This window comes from Sorangium sp. So ce119, from assembly GCF_051524405.1.
Classification (GTDB): Bacteria; Myxococcota_A; Polyangia; order Polyangiales; family Polyangiaceae; genus Sorangium; species Sorangium cellulosum_G.
Map to the genome: position 1 here is coordinate 1406768 of NZ_CP150310.1, position 16237 is coordinate 1423004.

The 16237-nt window shown below is 73.1% G+C and carries 12 protein-coding genes; 10 read left to right on the forward strand and 2 right to left on the reverse strand.

The window, feature by feature from the left end:
* Position 1: 1 nt before the first annotated feature.
* The 10 genes from WME76_RS05615 to WME76_RS05660 all read left to right on the forward strand — a co-directional run bounded on the left by WME76_RS05615 (position 2) and on the right by WME76_RS05660 (position 12321).
* Positions 2-754: a nucleotidyltransferase domain-containing protein gene (locus WME76_RS05615; protein WP_437959158.1), complete on the forward strand. Its 753-nt coding sequence runs from the start codon at positions 2-4 to the stop codon at positions 752-754.
* Complete coding sequence (locus tag WME76_RS05620) at positions 751-1809, forward strand: hypothetical protein (protein ID WP_437959159.1); 1059 nt, start codon at positions 751-753, stop codon at positions 1807-1809. Before WME76_RS05615 ends, WME76_RS05620 begins: the two co-directional genes overlap by 4 nt.
* Positions 1793-3307, forward strand: coding sequence for a hypothetical protein (locus WME76_RS05625; protein ID WP_437959160.1), 1515 nt, complete (start codon positions 1793-1795; stop codon positions 3305-3307). The genes WME76_RS05620 and WME76_RS05625 overlap by 17 nt, the downstream gene beginning before the upstream one ends.
* Positions 3304-4290 (forward strand): TauD/TfdA family dioxygenase, encoded by a 987-nt coding sequence (locus WME76_RS05630; RefSeq protein ID WP_437959161.1) that lies wholly within the window; start codon positions 3304-3306, stop codon positions 4288-4290. The genes WME76_RS05625 and WME76_RS05630 overlap by 4 nt, the downstream gene beginning before the upstream one ends.
* Positions 4291-4443: 153 nt before the next feature.
* Positions 4444-5799 (forward strand): AAA family ATPase, encoded by a 1356-nt coding sequence (locus tag WME76_RS05635; RefSeq protein ID WP_437959162.1) that lies wholly within the window; start codon positions 4444-4446, stop codon positions 5797-5799.
* Positions 5799-6407, forward strand: coding sequence for a hypothetical protein (locus WME76_RS05640; protein ID WP_437959163.1), 609 nt, complete (start codon positions 5799-5801; stop codon positions 6405-6407). The genes WME76_RS05635 and WME76_RS05640 overlap by 1 nt, the downstream gene beginning before the upstream one ends.
* Positions 6408-6490: 83 nt before the next feature.
* The gene (locus WME76_RS05645; RefSeq protein WP_437959164.1) at positions 6491-8599 is read left to right on the forward strand and encodes a radical SAM protein; all 2109 of its coding nucleotides are present in this window, start codon (positions 6491-6493) and stop codon (positions 8597-8599) included.
* Positions 8600-8660: 61 nt separating this feature from the next.
* Positions 8661-9275 (forward strand): hypothetical protein, encoded by a 615-nt coding sequence (locus tag WME76_RS05650; protein WP_437959165.1) that lies wholly within the window; start codon positions 8661-8663, stop codon positions 9273-9275.
* A 248-nt stretch (positions 9276-9523) separates the two neighbouring features.
* Entirely contained in the window at positions 9524-11122 is a 1599-nt protein-coding gene (locus WME76_RS05655) for a hypothetical protein (RefSeq protein WP_437959166.1), read from the forward strand.
* A complete protein-coding gene (locus tag WME76_RS05660; RefSeq protein WP_437959167.1) occupies positions 11122-12321 on the forward strand; it encodes an ARPP-2 domain-containing protein in 1200 nt (399 codons plus the stop codon). Before WME76_RS05655 ends, WME76_RS05660 begins: the two co-directional genes overlap by 1 nt.
* Positions 12322-12638: 317 nt before the next feature.
* Here WME76_RS05660 and WME76_RS05665 read toward each other — a convergent pair whose 3' ends face one another.
* Both WME76_RS05665 and WME76_RS05670 read right to left on the reverse strand, forming a co-directional pair.
* Entirely contained in the window at positions 12639-13376 is a 738-nt protein-coding gene (locus tag WME76_RS05665; protein WP_437959168.1) for a hypothetical protein, read from the reverse strand.
* A 1018-nt stretch (positions 13377-14394) separates the two neighbouring features.
* Positions 14395-15888: a reverse transcriptase family protein gene (locus WME76_RS05670; protein ID WP_437959169.1), complete on the reverse strand. Its 1494-nt coding sequence runs from the start codon at positions 15886-15888 to the stop codon at positions 14395-14397.
* Between the last annotated feature and the right edge of the window lie 349 nt (positions 15889-16237).

Here is a 16237-nt window from a genome sequence, read left to right on the forward strand (position 1 = left end):
CATGAAAGAAGGAACGATCGCCCAGGGGAGCGCCGTCTCCAGGCTGCCGGCGCAGGTGCAGGCGCGGCTCGTCGAGCTCAAGGAGAGCCTCGAGCGGACGCTCGGCGACGAGCTCGCGTGCCTGCTCGTCTACGGCAGCGCGGCGCGCGGCGGTTACCGCGAGGGGCAGAGCGACGTCGATCTGATGGTGGTGCTCAACGAGGCTTCCCGCGAGGGCCTCGACGCGATCGCCAACGCGCTCAGGATCGCGCGCTACGCGGCCCGGATCGAGGCGATGATCCTCACCGTCGCCGAGATCCCGCGCGCCGCGGACGTGTTCCCGCTGCTCTACGACGACATCCGCCGGTGCCACGTGCTCCTCTCCGGGCGCGACCCGTTCTCGGCGCTGGTGATCGACGGCAAGAACCGCCGCCTGCGCGTCGAGCAGGAGCTCCGCGAGGCGCAGATCCGGCTCCGCCGCGCGGTGGTGGACGGGATGGGCTCGGACGAGGCGCTGCGGGGCGCCGTCTTCCGCAAGGTGAAGCAGATCCGCGGCCCGCTGCACGCCTTGCTCGGCCTGCACGGGATCAACGGGGACGGCGGGGACGACGACCTCGCGACCGTGCTCGCCGGGGCGGGCAAGCACCTCGGCGTCGACGTGGCCCCGCTCCAGCGGGTCCACGAGGCGCCGGGCGCTGCCTACGAGGCGCTCGCCGCGCTGCTCGCGCGCGCGGTCGACGACGTCGATGGGCTCGAGCACCAGGGGTCGCCGTGATCCACGAGATCTTCGACTTCTTCCCGTTCAACATGGAGTCGGGGCCGGCGTTCCTGCTCTTCTACGGCGCGCTGTCGGTCTCCGGCCTCCTCTTCGCCATCCTGCTGCGCAACGCGATCGGCGCCTCCCTCGACCGGTCGGCGCAGCCCGTCGGCGCGCCGGCGGCCGCCGCGGCCGCGGCGGGCACGCCGTACCGGTTCCACGCGCAGCCGCCGCAGCGGCAGCGGCTCTCGGCGGGCTGGATCCCCCAGCCGGACGAGTACTGGGCGATCGCGTACCTCCGGGACCAGAGCAAGGGCGTCGCCGAGACGCTGATCGCGGTCGCGATGGCCGCGGGCTGGCTCGTCCCCGCGGGCGACGCGAAGGACGCGCCGCAGGCGTTCCAGGTCATGGGCGGCGCGCCGCCGCGGGACCGGGTGCTCGCGGCGTTCCACAGCGCGCTCTCCTCGAGGGGGGCCGCGGGCGCGACGCTCTCGGTGGCGCAGCTGCGCGCCTCCGCCGATCAGATCGCGCAGCGGTTCGAGCAGGAGCTCCGCGGCGAGCTCGCGGCCGCCGGGATGCTCCGCACGCCGGGGACGCTGAAGACGCTCTCGGCCGTGGTCTGGGCTGTCGGCCTCGCGCTCCTCGGGGTCGGGTTGATCCGCGTCCTTCGCGCGGAGGAGCTCAACCGTCCCCACACGTTCCTCGTGATGGAGATGATCGCGCTCCTGTTCGCCACGTGGCTCGTGGCGATGGCCACGAGCAAGTACAGCAGCCTGAGGGCGAGCTACCTCGCGTGGCTCGACGACTCGACCGTCTCGCTGCGCTCGGACGTCGCCAGCGGTCGCCGCCGGGAGGCGGTGGACATCGGCCTGACGGTGGCCGCGGGCGGCGCGGCGATGCTCGCGATGTCGCCGCTCTTCGCGCCGATGGTCTACGCGATGGGCCCGCCCGTGGCGGTCTCGACGGGCGGCGGCTCGTCGGGCGGATCGAGCTGCAGCTCGTCGAGCTGCGGCGGCGGCGGCGGCTGCGGTGGCGGCGGCGGCTGCGGCGGTGGTGGTGGCTGCGGCGGGTGACGCCTGCTTCGAGGTGCTCGACGCCCTCGGCCTCTGCCGGCTCACCCGGCGCACCGGCGACCTCGACGGCGCGGTGCCGCTCCGGGTGGCGAAGGCGTGCGTGCCGCTCCTCGAGGGCAACGCGTTCGGGCTTCAGATCACCCTGGGGCGTCCGATCGAGGTGCAGCGGCGGCTCGGCTCGCTGCGCGCCGAGCCCGCGGGGGAGCACCGCGAGGCGCTGCTCCGCGCGCACCGCGCCGCGCTGCCCCGGCTGGTCACGCAGGGCTTCCTGGCGCCCGAGGGGGCGTGGCACCGGGCGCTGCGCGGCGGCATCGCCTGGACGTGCCGGACGGGGCTCGGCCCGCCGCGCCTGCGGCTGTGGACCGGGCTCCTGGTGCGCCCGGATCCGGGCCTCTGGTTGCGGGTCGCGGGCGCGGCGAACCGCCGGAACGTGCTGATCGACGTGAGCGAGGCGTACCTCGCCGACGACGGCGCCTTCGTGCCGCTGGTGGTCGAGCTGCGCGTCCGCGACGAGGCGCCCCGGGTGCTCCGGCTCGAGGGCGAGATCGGCTGCGTCGCGCCGGTGCGCCCCGACGTGCGGATCGAGGCCTGCGCGCTCGCGGACGCCCCCGAGGTGGGGCGGGCGCACGCGGCGTTCTACGACGCGAAATACTTCGCGGTGAAGAAGGGCGAGGTGACGCGCAAGTACCGGCGCCTCGTGGCGGGACAGGCGAGGGCGGGGGAGGGGCGCGCGGGGGCGGGTGGCGCGGCCGAGGGGAGCGTGGCGGAAGGGAGCGCGGCAGGGGGGAGCGCGGAGGAAGGGAGCGCGGGAGTGAAGCGCGCGGGGCCGGCGCGCGCGCGGCTGGTCGTGGCCGGGCCGGGGGCGCCCGAGATCGCCGAGGTCACCGAGGTCACGACCGCGGCGGGGCCGGATCCGGTCCCCTGGCGCGGGGGAGCTCGGCGGCTCCAGTCCATCGTGGTGAGGAACGCGGTGCCGTTCCGCGCGACGTTCGACGGGCACACGCTCGCGGTCGCGCCGGAGGCGCCGCGCCTCGCCGAGGGGGCGGCCGCGGTGGAGCGCACCTTCGCCCGGGTCTTCGGGGAGGATTTCGTCGCCGCGAACCGCGGGGCGCTCTGGTACCTGACGAAGTACTTCACGCCCCATCCGCCGGGCGAGCCGCACTTCTTCGTGAAGCCGTGGGCCTTCACCACGACCCCGCCCGGCTGGTCGAGCCTGCTCGAGGGCATCCACGGCGAGGGCTACGACGTGATGCGCGGGGTGGTCGCGACCGACGTCTTCTTCGCGACCCCGGCGGTGTTCCACGTGCGCCGCATCGGCGCGGCGATCGAGGTGCCTGAGGGCGCGCCGCTGCTCCGGATCCTGCCTGTTCCGCGCGACCTGCTCCGCGCCGGTTTCCGGGAGGCCCGCTTCCTCGATGGAGGAGCGGGGGCGGGGGGAGAAGAGAATTTGAACCACAGAGGCACAGAGGGCACAGAGGGCACAGAGGAAGAGAGATGAGGCTCCTCGACGAGCTCGCGGCGCGCGGCTTCTCGGTCCTGCGCGGGGACGAGGGGGCGCTGCCTCCGGAGGAGGCGGCGCGGGCGCCGTGGGGGTTCGCGGAGCGGCTGCTCGGGGCGAGGCCGCTCCTGGTCGAGCGGCAGCCGATCAAGGCGGTGCCGGGGGGGAGGTCGTTCGCCGCGAGCTCCGCGGCGGCGCCGCTCCACACGGACAGCCAGTGCTTCGCGGGCGCGCCGCCGGCGGTGCAGATCATGGCCTGCGTCAGGCCCGCGGAGCGCGGCGGGGGCTGCCTCCTGCTCGACGGCTGGGCGCTGCTCGCGACGATCGAGCGCGACGATCCCGAGCTCTTCCGCGCGCTCTTCACGGTGTACAGGCGCATCCCCTTCGTCTTCGGCGACTTCTTCGGGCCCACCGTGTCGCTCCGCGGCGGCGCGCTGGCGCTCACGCACGCGCCGATCGTGCCGCCGGGGGACGCGATCGCCGCGCGGCTCGCGCGCTTCGTCGAGGCGTCGCGGCGCGAGGTGATCGAGCTCTCGCTCGGCGCGGGGGACATCCTGGTGGTCGACAACCGGCGCATGCTCCACGGGCGGCGGGCGTTCGAGGGCGGGGCGCGCGAGTTCGTCCGGCTCCTCGTCTGGACGGAGGCGAAGCTCCCGTCGCCGCGCGCGTACCACGCGCTCGCCGCCCAGGTCGCCGAGGCCGCCTCGCGCCGCCTCGCGGCCGCGCCAGAGGCCACGCGCCGGCGGCTCGGCCTCGGCGCGCCGCCGCCGCCCGAGGCCCGCCGCCGCCTCGGGCTCGTCCTGGAGATGCTGCGCGGCGTCCCGCCGGGCGTCCTCGCCGCCCGCGAGCGCATCCCCGAGCCCGAGCTCTACCGCCTCCGCGACGCGGCGCTCGCCGCCGCCGAGGAGGCGCTCGCGAGCGACGCCGAGGGCGCGGACGACGGCGCGCTGGCCGAGGCGATCGCGCGGATGAGCCGGGGGTGAGCGGCGCGTGAGCTAACGGAGCTGGTGATGTGCGCGGGAACAGGCCAGCCCGCCTCGACGGCGCGGCGTCGCTTGCGCTGCGCGGTCCGCCCAGCCTGCGCGGTCGTCGCTGCGCTGGCCCGGGCGGGTGGCGGTGTGTAGCATCGCGCCGCCATGCGGATCGCGTCGTTCTGGGCCAAAGGCTACCGCAGCCTCCGGGATGTCCGCGTCGACGACCTCGGCGCATTCAACGTCCTCTACGGTCCGAACGGGAGCGGCAAGTCCAACCTTCTCGAAGGCCTGCGGACGCTCTTTCGGCTGGCCGCCGCGCTCGCGATGACGGAGGAGCTCGCGAGCGTCACGGACGCCGTGAAGGCGATCCACGCAGGCTTGATTCACCGGCGCGACGTCTGCGCTCGTGACACCTCGAGGCACGTCGTGCTGGGAGCTCGGCTCGTGGGGCTGCAAGCCGAGGCCCTGGAGCCCGCCGGGCCGCTTCCCGCGGCGGATCTCATCCTCGAGGTGACCCTCGATTGGACTCTCGAGCACGCGCCGAACCTCTCGTTCTCGGTCCTCGAATCGGGGGGCTCGGATCTCCAGTCTCTTTGGGCGCCGCCCGAACCGCCGCCAGGACACGGTCAGGTGAACGGTTATCGGCGGCATCAGCGCGACCAGCTGCGGGGGCTGCTGATCGAACTCGGCGCCAGCGCTTACACGCTCGTAAGCGCGGACCGCCAGCCTCGGCATGAAGAGACCGCTGCGCCGCCCGAGGGCCAAGACGTCGTTGCATGGCACCTCCGTGCTGGCCGCCTCAAGAGCGCACTGCTCGCCGCCCAGCTCAGCCCGAGCCACGAGGTCCGCCACAAGCTCGCCGCGTTCCGCGCGTTGCTCGCGGGCGAGCCGCTTCATCGCCCGCCCTTCGCCCCGGTTCAGGACCCGCGCACTGGCGAGATCGACCTGCGCGAGCTCCTCCCGGAGCCCAACCCCGACGGCCGCGACGTCTCCATCGATCTCGTCGGCCTCGGCGTCGCGCAGGTCTACACGATCCTGGCGGGCGCCATGCTGCTCGGCGCCCGCGCCGTCGGCATCGAGGAGCCGGAGGCCCACCTCCACGCCCCGACGAGCGGCCGTGCGCTGCGCCAGTTGCTCGTCCGGCTCGTCGAGGAGCGGCACATCGATCAGCTCTTCATCGCGACCCACTCCAACCTGTTCGACCTCGACCCTACGGGGTATTACGACGTCTCGCTCCACGACGGCTGCACTGTCATCGAGCGCGCGGACCTCACGCGTATCGATCGCGAGCACCTCTACGAGCCAGGCCCCGCGAAGCGCGCGCTGGAGCACCTCCTCCAGTACGCGCCGGAAGACGAGGTCGTCTTCCGGCGCCCCGATGGCGCGGGCGTCACGGCCAAGGAGATGCTGCAGCTGCTTCAGGAGGACGACGCGGTGGCCCTGCACTTCCTGCAAGACATCCACGGCGCCGCCGTGCGCATGGTCAAGGTCCAGGCGAAGATGCGTCAGGCGGGCTGATGGCGCGCTTCCTTGTCTTCGCGGCATGGACCCCGGAGGACGCCGCGCTGTGGAACAGCCGCTGGATGGCCGAGCAGACGATCCGCCTTGCCGCGGAGGCCGAGGCGGTCGCCGTGAAGGGCGACCATGCCGTCCGCGAGATGCTGGAGTCCGCGCTGGAGGACAGCGCGCTCGAGGGCGTGGCGCTCTTCGGCCACGGGCTGGCCCACGCGGTCATGGGCTCGGACGCACGCGAGGCCCTGGACGCCACGAATGCGGCGCGCGTCGGTCCCCGATGGGCCCACGCCATGGCGTGCAACACCGGCGTTGCGCTCGTGCCCGCCTGCGCGGCACATGCGGGGTTGTTCGTCGGCTACGATGTGCGGCTCATCGTCGAGTGGACTGTCGAGGAGCTCCCTGACGCGCTACGGGAGCTGCTCGCCCGGCTCGTGACGGCCACCACGCTCGGCCTGCTCGCTGGTGTCCGCGCGCGGACTGACCTCCAGCGCCGCGCCGCGGCCGCGGCGGACGAGCTCACGGCGTGGGTCATCGAGAATGCCGAAGACGGATACCTGGGGGTCCTCGTCCTCGCGCAGCAGCTCGTCGATCGCATGGTCGTCAGCCGCTGAGTACCTTGTACTGAAAGGATGGACCTCGCCGAGAGCCCTCCCCCGATGATCCAGAGCCGCAGCAAGGGTAGACTTCCCGCGCCATGGAAGACGCGATCCCCCTGCCGTCCCGCGATGTGTTTCGGCCCCACGCGCTCGACGGGGCGCTCCTCTGGTTCCATCCGCGAACGGGGACGAACGTGCGCTGGGACGGGCCCGCGACGCGCCGGCTGACGAGGCGGGCCCCGCGCGTCGCGCTGTTCGGCATCACCAACCGCTGCAACCTCGCGTGCTCTTTCTGCTCGCGGGACCGGGACGCGGGGAGCGCGTGGACGGTGGACGGGGCCTTCGACGTGCTCTCGGGCCTCGCGCGCCGCGGCCTCCTGGAGGTGGCTTTCGGCGGAGGAGAGCCGCTGGCGTTCGCCGGCTTCGACGAGCTCTTGACGCGCCTCGCCGAGCGGACCGGGCTCGCTCTCCACGTCACCACGAACGGCACGTTGCTCACGGAGCGGAGGCTCCGTGCGCTCGCGCCGCACGTCGGAGAGATCCGGGTCTCCGTGTATCAAGACACGCCCTGGGACGACCGGCTGGAGCTGCTCGCGGCGGCGGGCGTGACGTTCGGCGTGAACGTGCTCGCGACGCCTGCGCAGCTCCCGTCGTTGCCTGCGCTCCTCGCGCGGCTCGCCCGGCTCGGGTGCCGCGACGTGGCGCTGCTACGGTATGTAGGGCTCGACCCGGACAACCACCTTGACCGGGACGGCGAGCGCCGCCTCGCCGAGATCATCGCCGACAGCCCTGTTCGAGCGCGGCTCTCGGTCTGCTTCGGGGACAGGTTGGAACCCGTGCCGCGCCTCTTCGACGGGGTGGACGGCGACTGCGGGGCCGGCCTGGACTTCGTGACGATCACCTCGGATCGCACGCTCAAGGCCTGTTCGTTCCAGGAGCGGGGAGCGCCCGTCCGGTCGGCGGACGACGTGCTCGCCGCCTGGTCTGCCGAGCGAGAGCGGCTCCTCGGGCCCGCGCCGCTCCCGGGCTGCGCCAGGCCCGCGCGGCGCAAGGCACAGCTCTCCGACGGTATCCGTATCTGGCAGGGGTTCTCCGGCAACAACAGCGGCGACTGCGTGCTCGTCGGGCGCTTCGAGGAGCTCGATGACGCCCGTCGCTATATCGAAGATCTCTTGCCGGGATGGACTCCGGGCGAGCCGTACGGGAATGAGTGGCGATCGCTCCTGGAGCGCGAGGGGATCCGCCTGGACGACGGAGAGGTGGCGCCGGGCTCGATCGCGCGCGTCGGGGGGAGCGTGATGTTGCACACCGATATGGCCGTGGACGACGACTTCCCTTCGCTGCGAGCGCTCCTGTGGAAGCGGGGCGGACGAGCCGTCTATTCGGGCGTCCATGAGCACGATCCGGTGGAGATCGTGGCGGGCCTGCGGTTCGGGGACGCGGCGTCGCTGGAGGCGGCGGAGGTCGCGCTGGCGGTGGACGACATCGCCGTCCTCGAGAGGCGCGGCCTCGACCTGTACGGCCCCATCCCGCTCCGCGGTGGTGCGCTCCCCTCCGGAACACCGGATCGGGGAGCGCTCCACGGCACCCTCTCGCAGATCGAGGCGATCGCAGTGAGGCACGGTGCCGTCCTGGCCGCCGAGCTGGCCCCGGTTCCCGGTGAGGCCCACTGGCCTGAAATGCTCGCCGCCCGCTCCCCGCGCGCCGATCGCGCGCGGCTCTGGGCCTCGTTCCCGGACGCCGCGACGGCCGCCTCCACGGCCGATTCGCTCGACGGCAGGGCGGTGATCGCGGACCGCTACCTCATCGCCACGTCGTCGCGCATCCCGCCGCGCTACGGCTTCCTGATCCAGCGCGCCGGCGGGAACGCGGAGTGGATGGACGGCGGGTCTGTCCGGCTCTCCGCCACGTTCTGGCGGCGTTCTCAGCAGGGAACCGCGTGCATGGAGCCCGCGGCGCTCAAGGTGGCGTTGCGGCCCTCTCTGACCGCGGAGGACGAGCTCGCGACCGACCAGGAATGGATTCACCCACGCGCCACGGTGATCACCGGCGAGCCGGGTCGCGTGCTCCCCGCGCTCATCGACTTTGCGCGCAGCCACGGGCTGACGATGTCGCTCGACGCCGCGCCGCGTGACCGCATCGTCGCCGTGATCGCGCGCCTGAAGGACGACCTTGCGCGGGCGCAGAAGGTCGCGCGGACGAAGTAATACGCTGTCACCCGCTCTTCCGCGTTGGTGATCCGCGCCCGCCGGGATACGCTCTCGAGGCATGGCGTCATGTCCTCCCCTCGGGGCGGCCTCGCTGTGTGGGCTCGCCCTCGCCTTCGCTGCGTGCAAGCCGGCGGCGGAGCCGCTGCCGGCCCGTGTCCGCATCTCCATCGACGGCGCCGTCATCAGCCCGGCCAAGGCGGACGGGCGTCAATGGGACGGCATGGGCGCGGTCGCGCCGGGGGCGCTCACCGCCATCGGCGGCCTCCTCCGCACGGAGCACCCGGCGGCTGCGGCCGCCAGCGTGGCGGGGTTCGCCGCGGAGGCGGCGGGGGCAGGGACCGAGCCGCCGGAGCCCTTCGGCTCGGCGGAGCTGTTCGCGGGCGCGCGCTCGCTCGGGAGGCGCGCGCTCGATCGATCGGGGCAGCGCGACACGTGCACGCCAGGATGGAACGGCCCGCCGACGTGGCGCGGCGTGCCGCTCACGCCGGACCTTCGCCTGAGCGGTGAGCTCATCGACAGGGACCTCGTGAGCGACGACTTCATCGGCAGGTTCGCGATCCACCACGATCACCTCGTCGCGGCGCTGCGGGCGCGCACCGTCTATCCGGTCGCGGTCGACAACCAGGCCGCCGGGCAGGTGCTGTTCGTCTGGATCGAGGTCTGGCCAGAGTAGCCGGTCACATCGTCGGCCAGATCAGCCGGCCAGATCCGCCGATGAGCGTTGCCGAGACGGGAGCGCTGCGCGCGCCCGCTACCCCGGAGCCCCGCACCGGTGATGCAAACCTGCTCGGCCGGTTCTGCGAGGCGCCGGTCCCGGTGTATCCTGCCTCTTGCCGCCCGTGGGACTCCGGGGCGATTCCCGAGCCCAGTCTGGTAACTGTTTAGGTAACTCGCCCCACCATTCCCCGGGCGGCTCTTCGCATGTCCCCCTCGCGGCCCGCGCTTTCCGCCTGCTTCCATACCGAGCGCGTCGAGCGCGAGGACCTCGTCATGTTCATCAACGCCTGCTTCGCGTGCACCGGGCAGGCCGAGTTCTACGGATCCTCCGGCGGACAGGTGGTCTCCGTCGAGTTCCTCCACGAATACATCCTCGGCAACTACCGTCGCCTCTACGCGCGCACGCTCGCCGCCGGCATCAACCACTTCAACCAGGCCCTGATCGCCGTGAACCTCCTCGCGACCGGCGCCGAGACGCCCCCCGCCGATCGGCGAGAGGAGGGGTTGCTCATCGCGGCGGCGCTCCGGGAGCTCCCGCCGCAGCGCGCGCTCCGGGCGCTCCGCGCCCTCCGGGAGCGCCGCGTGAACAACCGCCGCGCGCGCGCCGTCATCCGCGACTACCTCGCCGGCCGGCCGGATCCGGCGTTCGACGCGGTCAAGTACCGCGCCCACGTCCGCGCGCTCGCGACGCACGCCCACCTCCGGCTCCCCGGCGAGCTCGGGCCGTTCCTCTTCGAGCCCGATCGTCGCGCGCCGTTCGAGGCGCCGCTCCTCGAGCGCGCGCGGCAGGCCCGCTATGCGAAGGAGGCGATCTTCGACCTGCCGCTGACCGTCGCCGAGGGGCTCGCCGCGGCCCGCGGCGTCTCGCGCGACGAGCTCCTGCGCCGCGCCGCCCCGCGCATGACCGAGGGCGAGCGCCTGCGGCTCCAGCGCGCCGCCGGGCGCGAGGACGTGGACCTCGCCGTCGACCTCGGCCGCGCCCCGCTCACCCGCGTCGCCCTGTACGCCCTCTCCCTGCCCGAGGAGGCGCGGCGCGATCGCCGCGAGGAGCTCCACGCCGCGCTCGAGCGCGCCGCCGCCCGGGCGCTCCGCAAGAGCCCCGCCGCGCTCGGGCGCGTGGCCGCCGTGCTCGACCGGAGCTACTCGGCGTCCGGATCGAGCGAGAAGCGCCGCCGCCCGCTCGCCGTCGCGCTCGGGGTGAGCTACCTGCTGCGCGCCGCCGCCCGCGAGTACCGCGCGTTCTGGACCGCGCCGACGCCCGACGAGATCCTCGTCGACGCGCGCGGCCAGACCGATCTCGCCACGCCGCTGCTCGACGCGCTCGCGTGCCGCCCCGACGTCGTTGTCGTCCTCTCGGACGGCTTCGAGAACGACCCGCCGGGCGCCGCCGCGGAGGTCGCGCGCTGCTTCCGCGCGCGGCTCGACCCGGGGCAGCGCACCTCCATCGTCCACATCAACCCCGTGTTCGACAGCGAGCGCTACGCGCCCCGCGGGCTCGGCCCGTCGATCCCGACGGTCGGCCTGCGCGACGCGGAGGACCTGCCCACGGTCCTCGGCTTCGCCCGCTTCGCCGAGGGCACGGCGCCTCTCGCGGAGCTCGAGCGCTACCTCGCGCAGCGCGCGGCCGCGTTGCTGTCGCGGCACGGCCGGCCCTCGGTCGCCGCGGAGACGGCCGGGGCGACCGCCTCGGGCGAGGAGGCCGTGGAGGCGCTCGCCGCCCCGGGCGAGGAGGCCGTGGAGGCGCTCGCCGCCTCGGGCGAGGAGGCCGTGGAGGCGCTCGCCGCGGCGCCGGGAGCGCCCTGATGGCCAAGGCGCCCGCCCTGCTCCGGTCTCTCGCGCTCCGGGGTCTCACGGCCACGCACGCCCAGGTCTTCGCGGGCGTGCGCCTCGTCCCGCTCCTCCGGGCCGCCCCGCGGGGCGACCTGCGCATCGCCCGCCGCGGGTACGACGACCCCATGGCGCTCGTCGATGCGGGCGAAGGCTCGCTTTACTGCTCGAACTACGTGCCGCACGCGCTCGTGGTCGGGTGGACCGACGACGGCTCGCCCGTCGCGTCGTACGGCGCGGCGCTCGCGGGACCTGGCGAGCGCAACCCGCTCGCCAGGCTGGGCTGGGGCGTCAACCTGCTCCACCGCATGGCCCGGCGCGAGGCGCGCGGCGAGGATCCGGCCGAGCGGAACCGCCTGCGTCTCCTGCCGCAGCACCTCGCCATGGAGGGCTTCCTCGCCCTGCACTTCAACGCCCCCGAGATCGCCTGGTCCGAGTACTCGCGGCGGGCGATCTCGCGCGGTCTCGACCCGCGCGCCGAGGTGTCGCTCTCCGGCCGGGCGATCCCGAGCCTCGAGGACGCGCTGCGCGTCTTCGAGATCCACGAGGGTCAGTGCGGCCTCCTGCTCTTCATTGGCGAGCTGCTCGCGTCGGTGTTCGTCGTGTCGCACCCCGACGACTACCGCGCGCTGCACCGCACGCTGATCGAGGATTTCTTCGAGCAGACGCTGCTCCACGCGGCCCGCCACAACGGCGACAGCCAGGCGTTCGTTCACACGTTCGACGCGGCGCAGATCGGCTCGCTCGACGACCTGCGGGCCGCGCTCGACCGGGCGCGGGCGGAGGCCGGCGCGCTGCACGTGGACACGGCCGCGGGCCTCCTCGGCCGGCCGATCACGGCGGAGCGCGTGTACAGGGCGGGGCCGTTCTCGCTCCAGCGGTTCATGACGGAGCTCGATCCGGCGCTGGACAACCACATCGGCGAGGCGATCGTGCGCGACGACGGCACGCTGGAGTACGCGAAGACCTACCGGCTCTCCGCGGGGCAGGTGCGGCGCGCGCGGCTGCTCCAGCAGTTCGCCGCGCACGGGTGGAACCTGGACGCCACCGCGGCGGCGCTCCGGATCGCGCGCGACCAGCTCCTCCGGCGGATCGACGGGGAGGGGTTCGGCTACCTCATCGCGGAGCACGTCCTCAAGGCGGCGCTGAAGCGGACGCGCGAGCGCGCTCGCTGAGGCGCTCCCGGCAGCGAGGAAGAAGGGCAGTTTGCCATGCCGAACGAGCTCGCCTGTTCGCGTTCGACTTCCGATGTACGCTCAATTCGAAGGGCGCCCATCGCCTCTCTCACCACACACCTCGTTCACCTCACGAGAGGCGCGGCCACAGGGGCGATGGCTGTTGCTGCGGACACCGGAATGCGTCGCGGACAACGGATCCTGGAGGCCGGCGAGGGCATCATCGGCGTGCCGCTCGTCGGCGTCACGGCTGAGGAGCGGACCGCCACGCCGACCGAGCGTCTCCCCGAGACGGACGGGCCGCCGCGACGGCCGCGTCACATCGGCTCTTGAAGGTCCTTGTAGCTCGGCAGCGCGCCGAAGTTGAACCCGATACCGAAGTTGTAGACGAGCCCCGGGCCATCGATGCTCTTCATCATCGTGATCTCGGGGTGGATCGCGAAGCTGTCGGAGGTCCGGAACTGGAAGCCGAGGCCGCCGCGGAGGAGGAGGCCGTCCGCGGCCGCCGCCGCCTCGTCGTCGCCCACGATGTCGCCCGAGGCGAGCGCGTACGTGACCCCGGGGGTCACCACGATGGAGAACCAGTCCGCCGGGTTCACGCCGAGCATCACCGGCGCGTGCAGGTAAAGGACATGCACGGAGGCATCGTTGGACGCCACGTAGAAGTACTGCAACCCGGGATCGACGGCGAGGTCGAAGACGCCGCGGACCGGGTTCACCTTGAGATCGACGCCGAACGAGCTGAGGTTGTGGAGGTGAGCGCCGATGTCGAGCATGTCCGTCAAGCCGGCCCGGAGCTGGTATGAGGGCAGCGTCGGCAGGAACCCGCTGGCCGTCCTCCGCCTCGGCGTGGTCTCGCCGGTGTTCGGATCAACCTCGATGTCATCGACCGGCGCGATATACCCGAGGCTCTCGAGCGACACCGAGTGCGCGACCTTGCCAGGCGCAACGGTCCGCGGTGTCCCGTAAGAGTTCGGGTTGGGGCACCCGCAGAGCAAGGAGCCAACGAGCAGGACGGCCGGAAGCGCGAGGACACGAGCAGATGGCTTTTGCATAGCCGATCATCCTATCCAGGCTGCACTCCGGATGTCCAGACGCCGCTCGGTGTAGCAGCTTTACAGCAGCAGACCTTCATGTTGCCCAGTGGATGCTGGATTGATGCTCTCAAGGGAAGGTTGCCTGGTATGCCCGGGGGCGCCGCCGACGAGCCGCGAGCAGCGCATCGCGTCGTCGCGGCTGCTACATGCGCTACGCACGTGCGCCAGCAGGCTCGCCTCGAGCAGTCCTTTCTGCTTCAGGCCACGAACCGACAAGCCAGGCGGCCGGATGGCCAGATGCCCCGCGTCGCGAGCCGGATGGCCAGAACACGAGATCGGCGCGGGCGCGCCGCGTTGACAGCGCTGTTGATGCGCCTGTAAGGTGAATCGAATGTCGACGCCTGGGTGTGCGATGCGCGAGGCATCGGCAGGGTCACGATTTCCGGGCGCGTAGCAGGCGCGGTGAGGCGGGCGGCTGGGCCGGAAGAGCCCATGCCTCTCGTCAGCACCACGCCACGAGCCGCGACCGCTGGAGCTGGAGGTGCGCCATGAAGAAGACACTGTAAAGGATGGCTGTCGTTGGTCTGATGACGATCGCGTGCTTCGTCGACGCGGATCGAGGCGGCGCCGGGATCGCCCATGCCGAGGAAGCCTCGGAGTCCGCGCGCAGGGGCGGAGACTTCCATGGACGGTACGGGTGGGACGCCGCCGGCTCGCTCGTGGGGCTCGGCAACTTCGTGGCGAACGGCGTGGTCGTGTTCCACCGTGATGGGACGCTGACCGCCACGGAGTCGGGGAGCCTCGAGGGCGAGTATTCACGGACACCTTCACGGGCAGCTGGTCGCTGGGCGAGGACGGCACGGGCACGTTCACCACGATCGACTCGGCCGGCGGCGTCAGCGTCTTCGACTGGGTGCTCACGGCCAAGGGGCAGCGGGGTACGGCGATCAGCCGGGACCCGGGGGACGTCACGCTGCTCAGGATGGAACGACAGTAGTCCTGCGCCGGCGCGCGGCGCCCGCGCGCGCGGCCGGCGTCAGCCCGCCTCGCCGGCCGATGCAGGCTGATTCCGCTCGAGCGCCTCGATGCGCTCGATGAACGCGCGCCCCCTGACCGGATCCGTCATGTACACGAAGGCGGCGAGCCCCTTGAGCTGCGCCAGCGTCTCGCCCTTCCCGGGCCGTCCGAGCTCCCGGTTGCGGATCGCCGCGCGCAGCGCCCGCACCCGCTCGCGGGGGACACGCGCCGCCGGGGCGGCGTCGCCCGCGCGGTTGACGACGAGGCCTGTCACCTTCTGACGGCTGCCCTTGCGCATCACCACGGTCTTGCTCGGGTGAAGCCGGAATCCCTCCGAGCTCAGGATCTCTCGAATCCCCCGGAGCAGCGCGCCCACCGGCGCGCGCGGCGCGCTGGCTCGCGGCGCGCTGCCCGTCTCCGCCGTTCCCGGCGCGTCGGGCGGGTCGGGCGCGCGCCAGGAGAGCGTGAGATCGTCGGCATACCGCGTGTAGCGAAACCCCAGCTTGCGCGCGAGGCCGGACACGCGCCGGTCGAGGCGCAGGCAGATCGCGTTCGTGATCGCCGGGGAGGTCGGCGCGCCCTGCGGGAGCACGCGCGGGCCGGTGGCCACGTACAGCGTCTGCCCGCGGAACTGCACGACCTCGCGCGGCGCCTCGGTCGAGAGGAGCGCCACGAGCGTCGCCGGCCCCTCGGCCACGCCCGCCTTGCGGAGCAGCCCGCGCACGCGGCGCCACGTGATCGTCGGAAAGAAGTCCTTGATGTCCACCTTGACGATCGTGTCCGCGCCCGCGTGCGCGGCGGCGTTCGTGACGATGGAGCGGCTCGCGAGGAAGCCGTGCGCCGCGGAGTGGACCGGGAGCTTCTCGAACAGGTTGCGGAGCGCCCAGCGCTGCGCGCGCTTCAGCTCCCGCTTCGGGGACGCGATGGTGCGCGCGCTGCCGTCGCGCTTCGGGATGAGCCACCGCCGGTAATGCGTGCCCGTGTCGACCTCGCGGTGGTAGGCGAGCCAGCGGAGCCGCGGGATCGACAGCCCGAGCGCCGTCGCGAGCTCTCCCGCGCCGGGGAGCTCGGGGAGGCCGTGCGACCGGGCGCGCTCGCTCATGCCGGGGACGTCGAGCCTGTCCGGCTTCGGGCGATCTCCCCAGTGCACGCCGGCGCCGAGGTGGTTGATGTGCGTCGCGAGGTAGGCTTCCCAGGCGAGGCGGCGCAGCGCGCGGCGCTCCTTCGCCTCGACCTTCTTGCGCTCCTTCCACTGGGCGCGCTCCCGGTCCGACATCGCCTTCGGGTCGCCCGTCGCGAGGGCGCCGCGGGCGGTGAGCTCCGCGATCACCCACGCGTCGATCCCGCCCGCCTCGGCGATCGCCTTCCAGCGGGCGACGCGCGCCTCGTGGGCGCGCTGGCGCTCCTCGGCGCTGCCGCCGCCGGCCGCCGCGCCGCCGGCGGCGGGCGAGGCCGTGAGGGGGAGGACGACGGGGGCTCGGGCCTGGACGGTCGCGTCGATCTTCGCGGTCATGTCTCGGTGGAGGCGTGGCTGTGCATCACGACGAGCGCGGCCGGTCCCCCGGCGAGGCCGGGATGCCTGTCGCTGCATACGATCTCATGTCGCCAAGAGAGGCCCCGAGCGCATCACCTTCTTCTCATGGGGCACGGTAGCCTCACCGGTTCTCCGGCTAGACCAGCGCTACGGCGCGGGGAGAAACGGCGTTCGCGAGGTTGTCTCAGCTCTCCCCGCGCCGTAGCGCTGGTCTAGCCGAAGAGAACCAAGAACAGGCTACCTTGCGGAGAGTGACTGGCGGTTCCTCCAGAGCGGCGCGACGCCGCTCCTACGCTCAAGGCGCGGAGGCTGGTGCGTTCAGAACCTC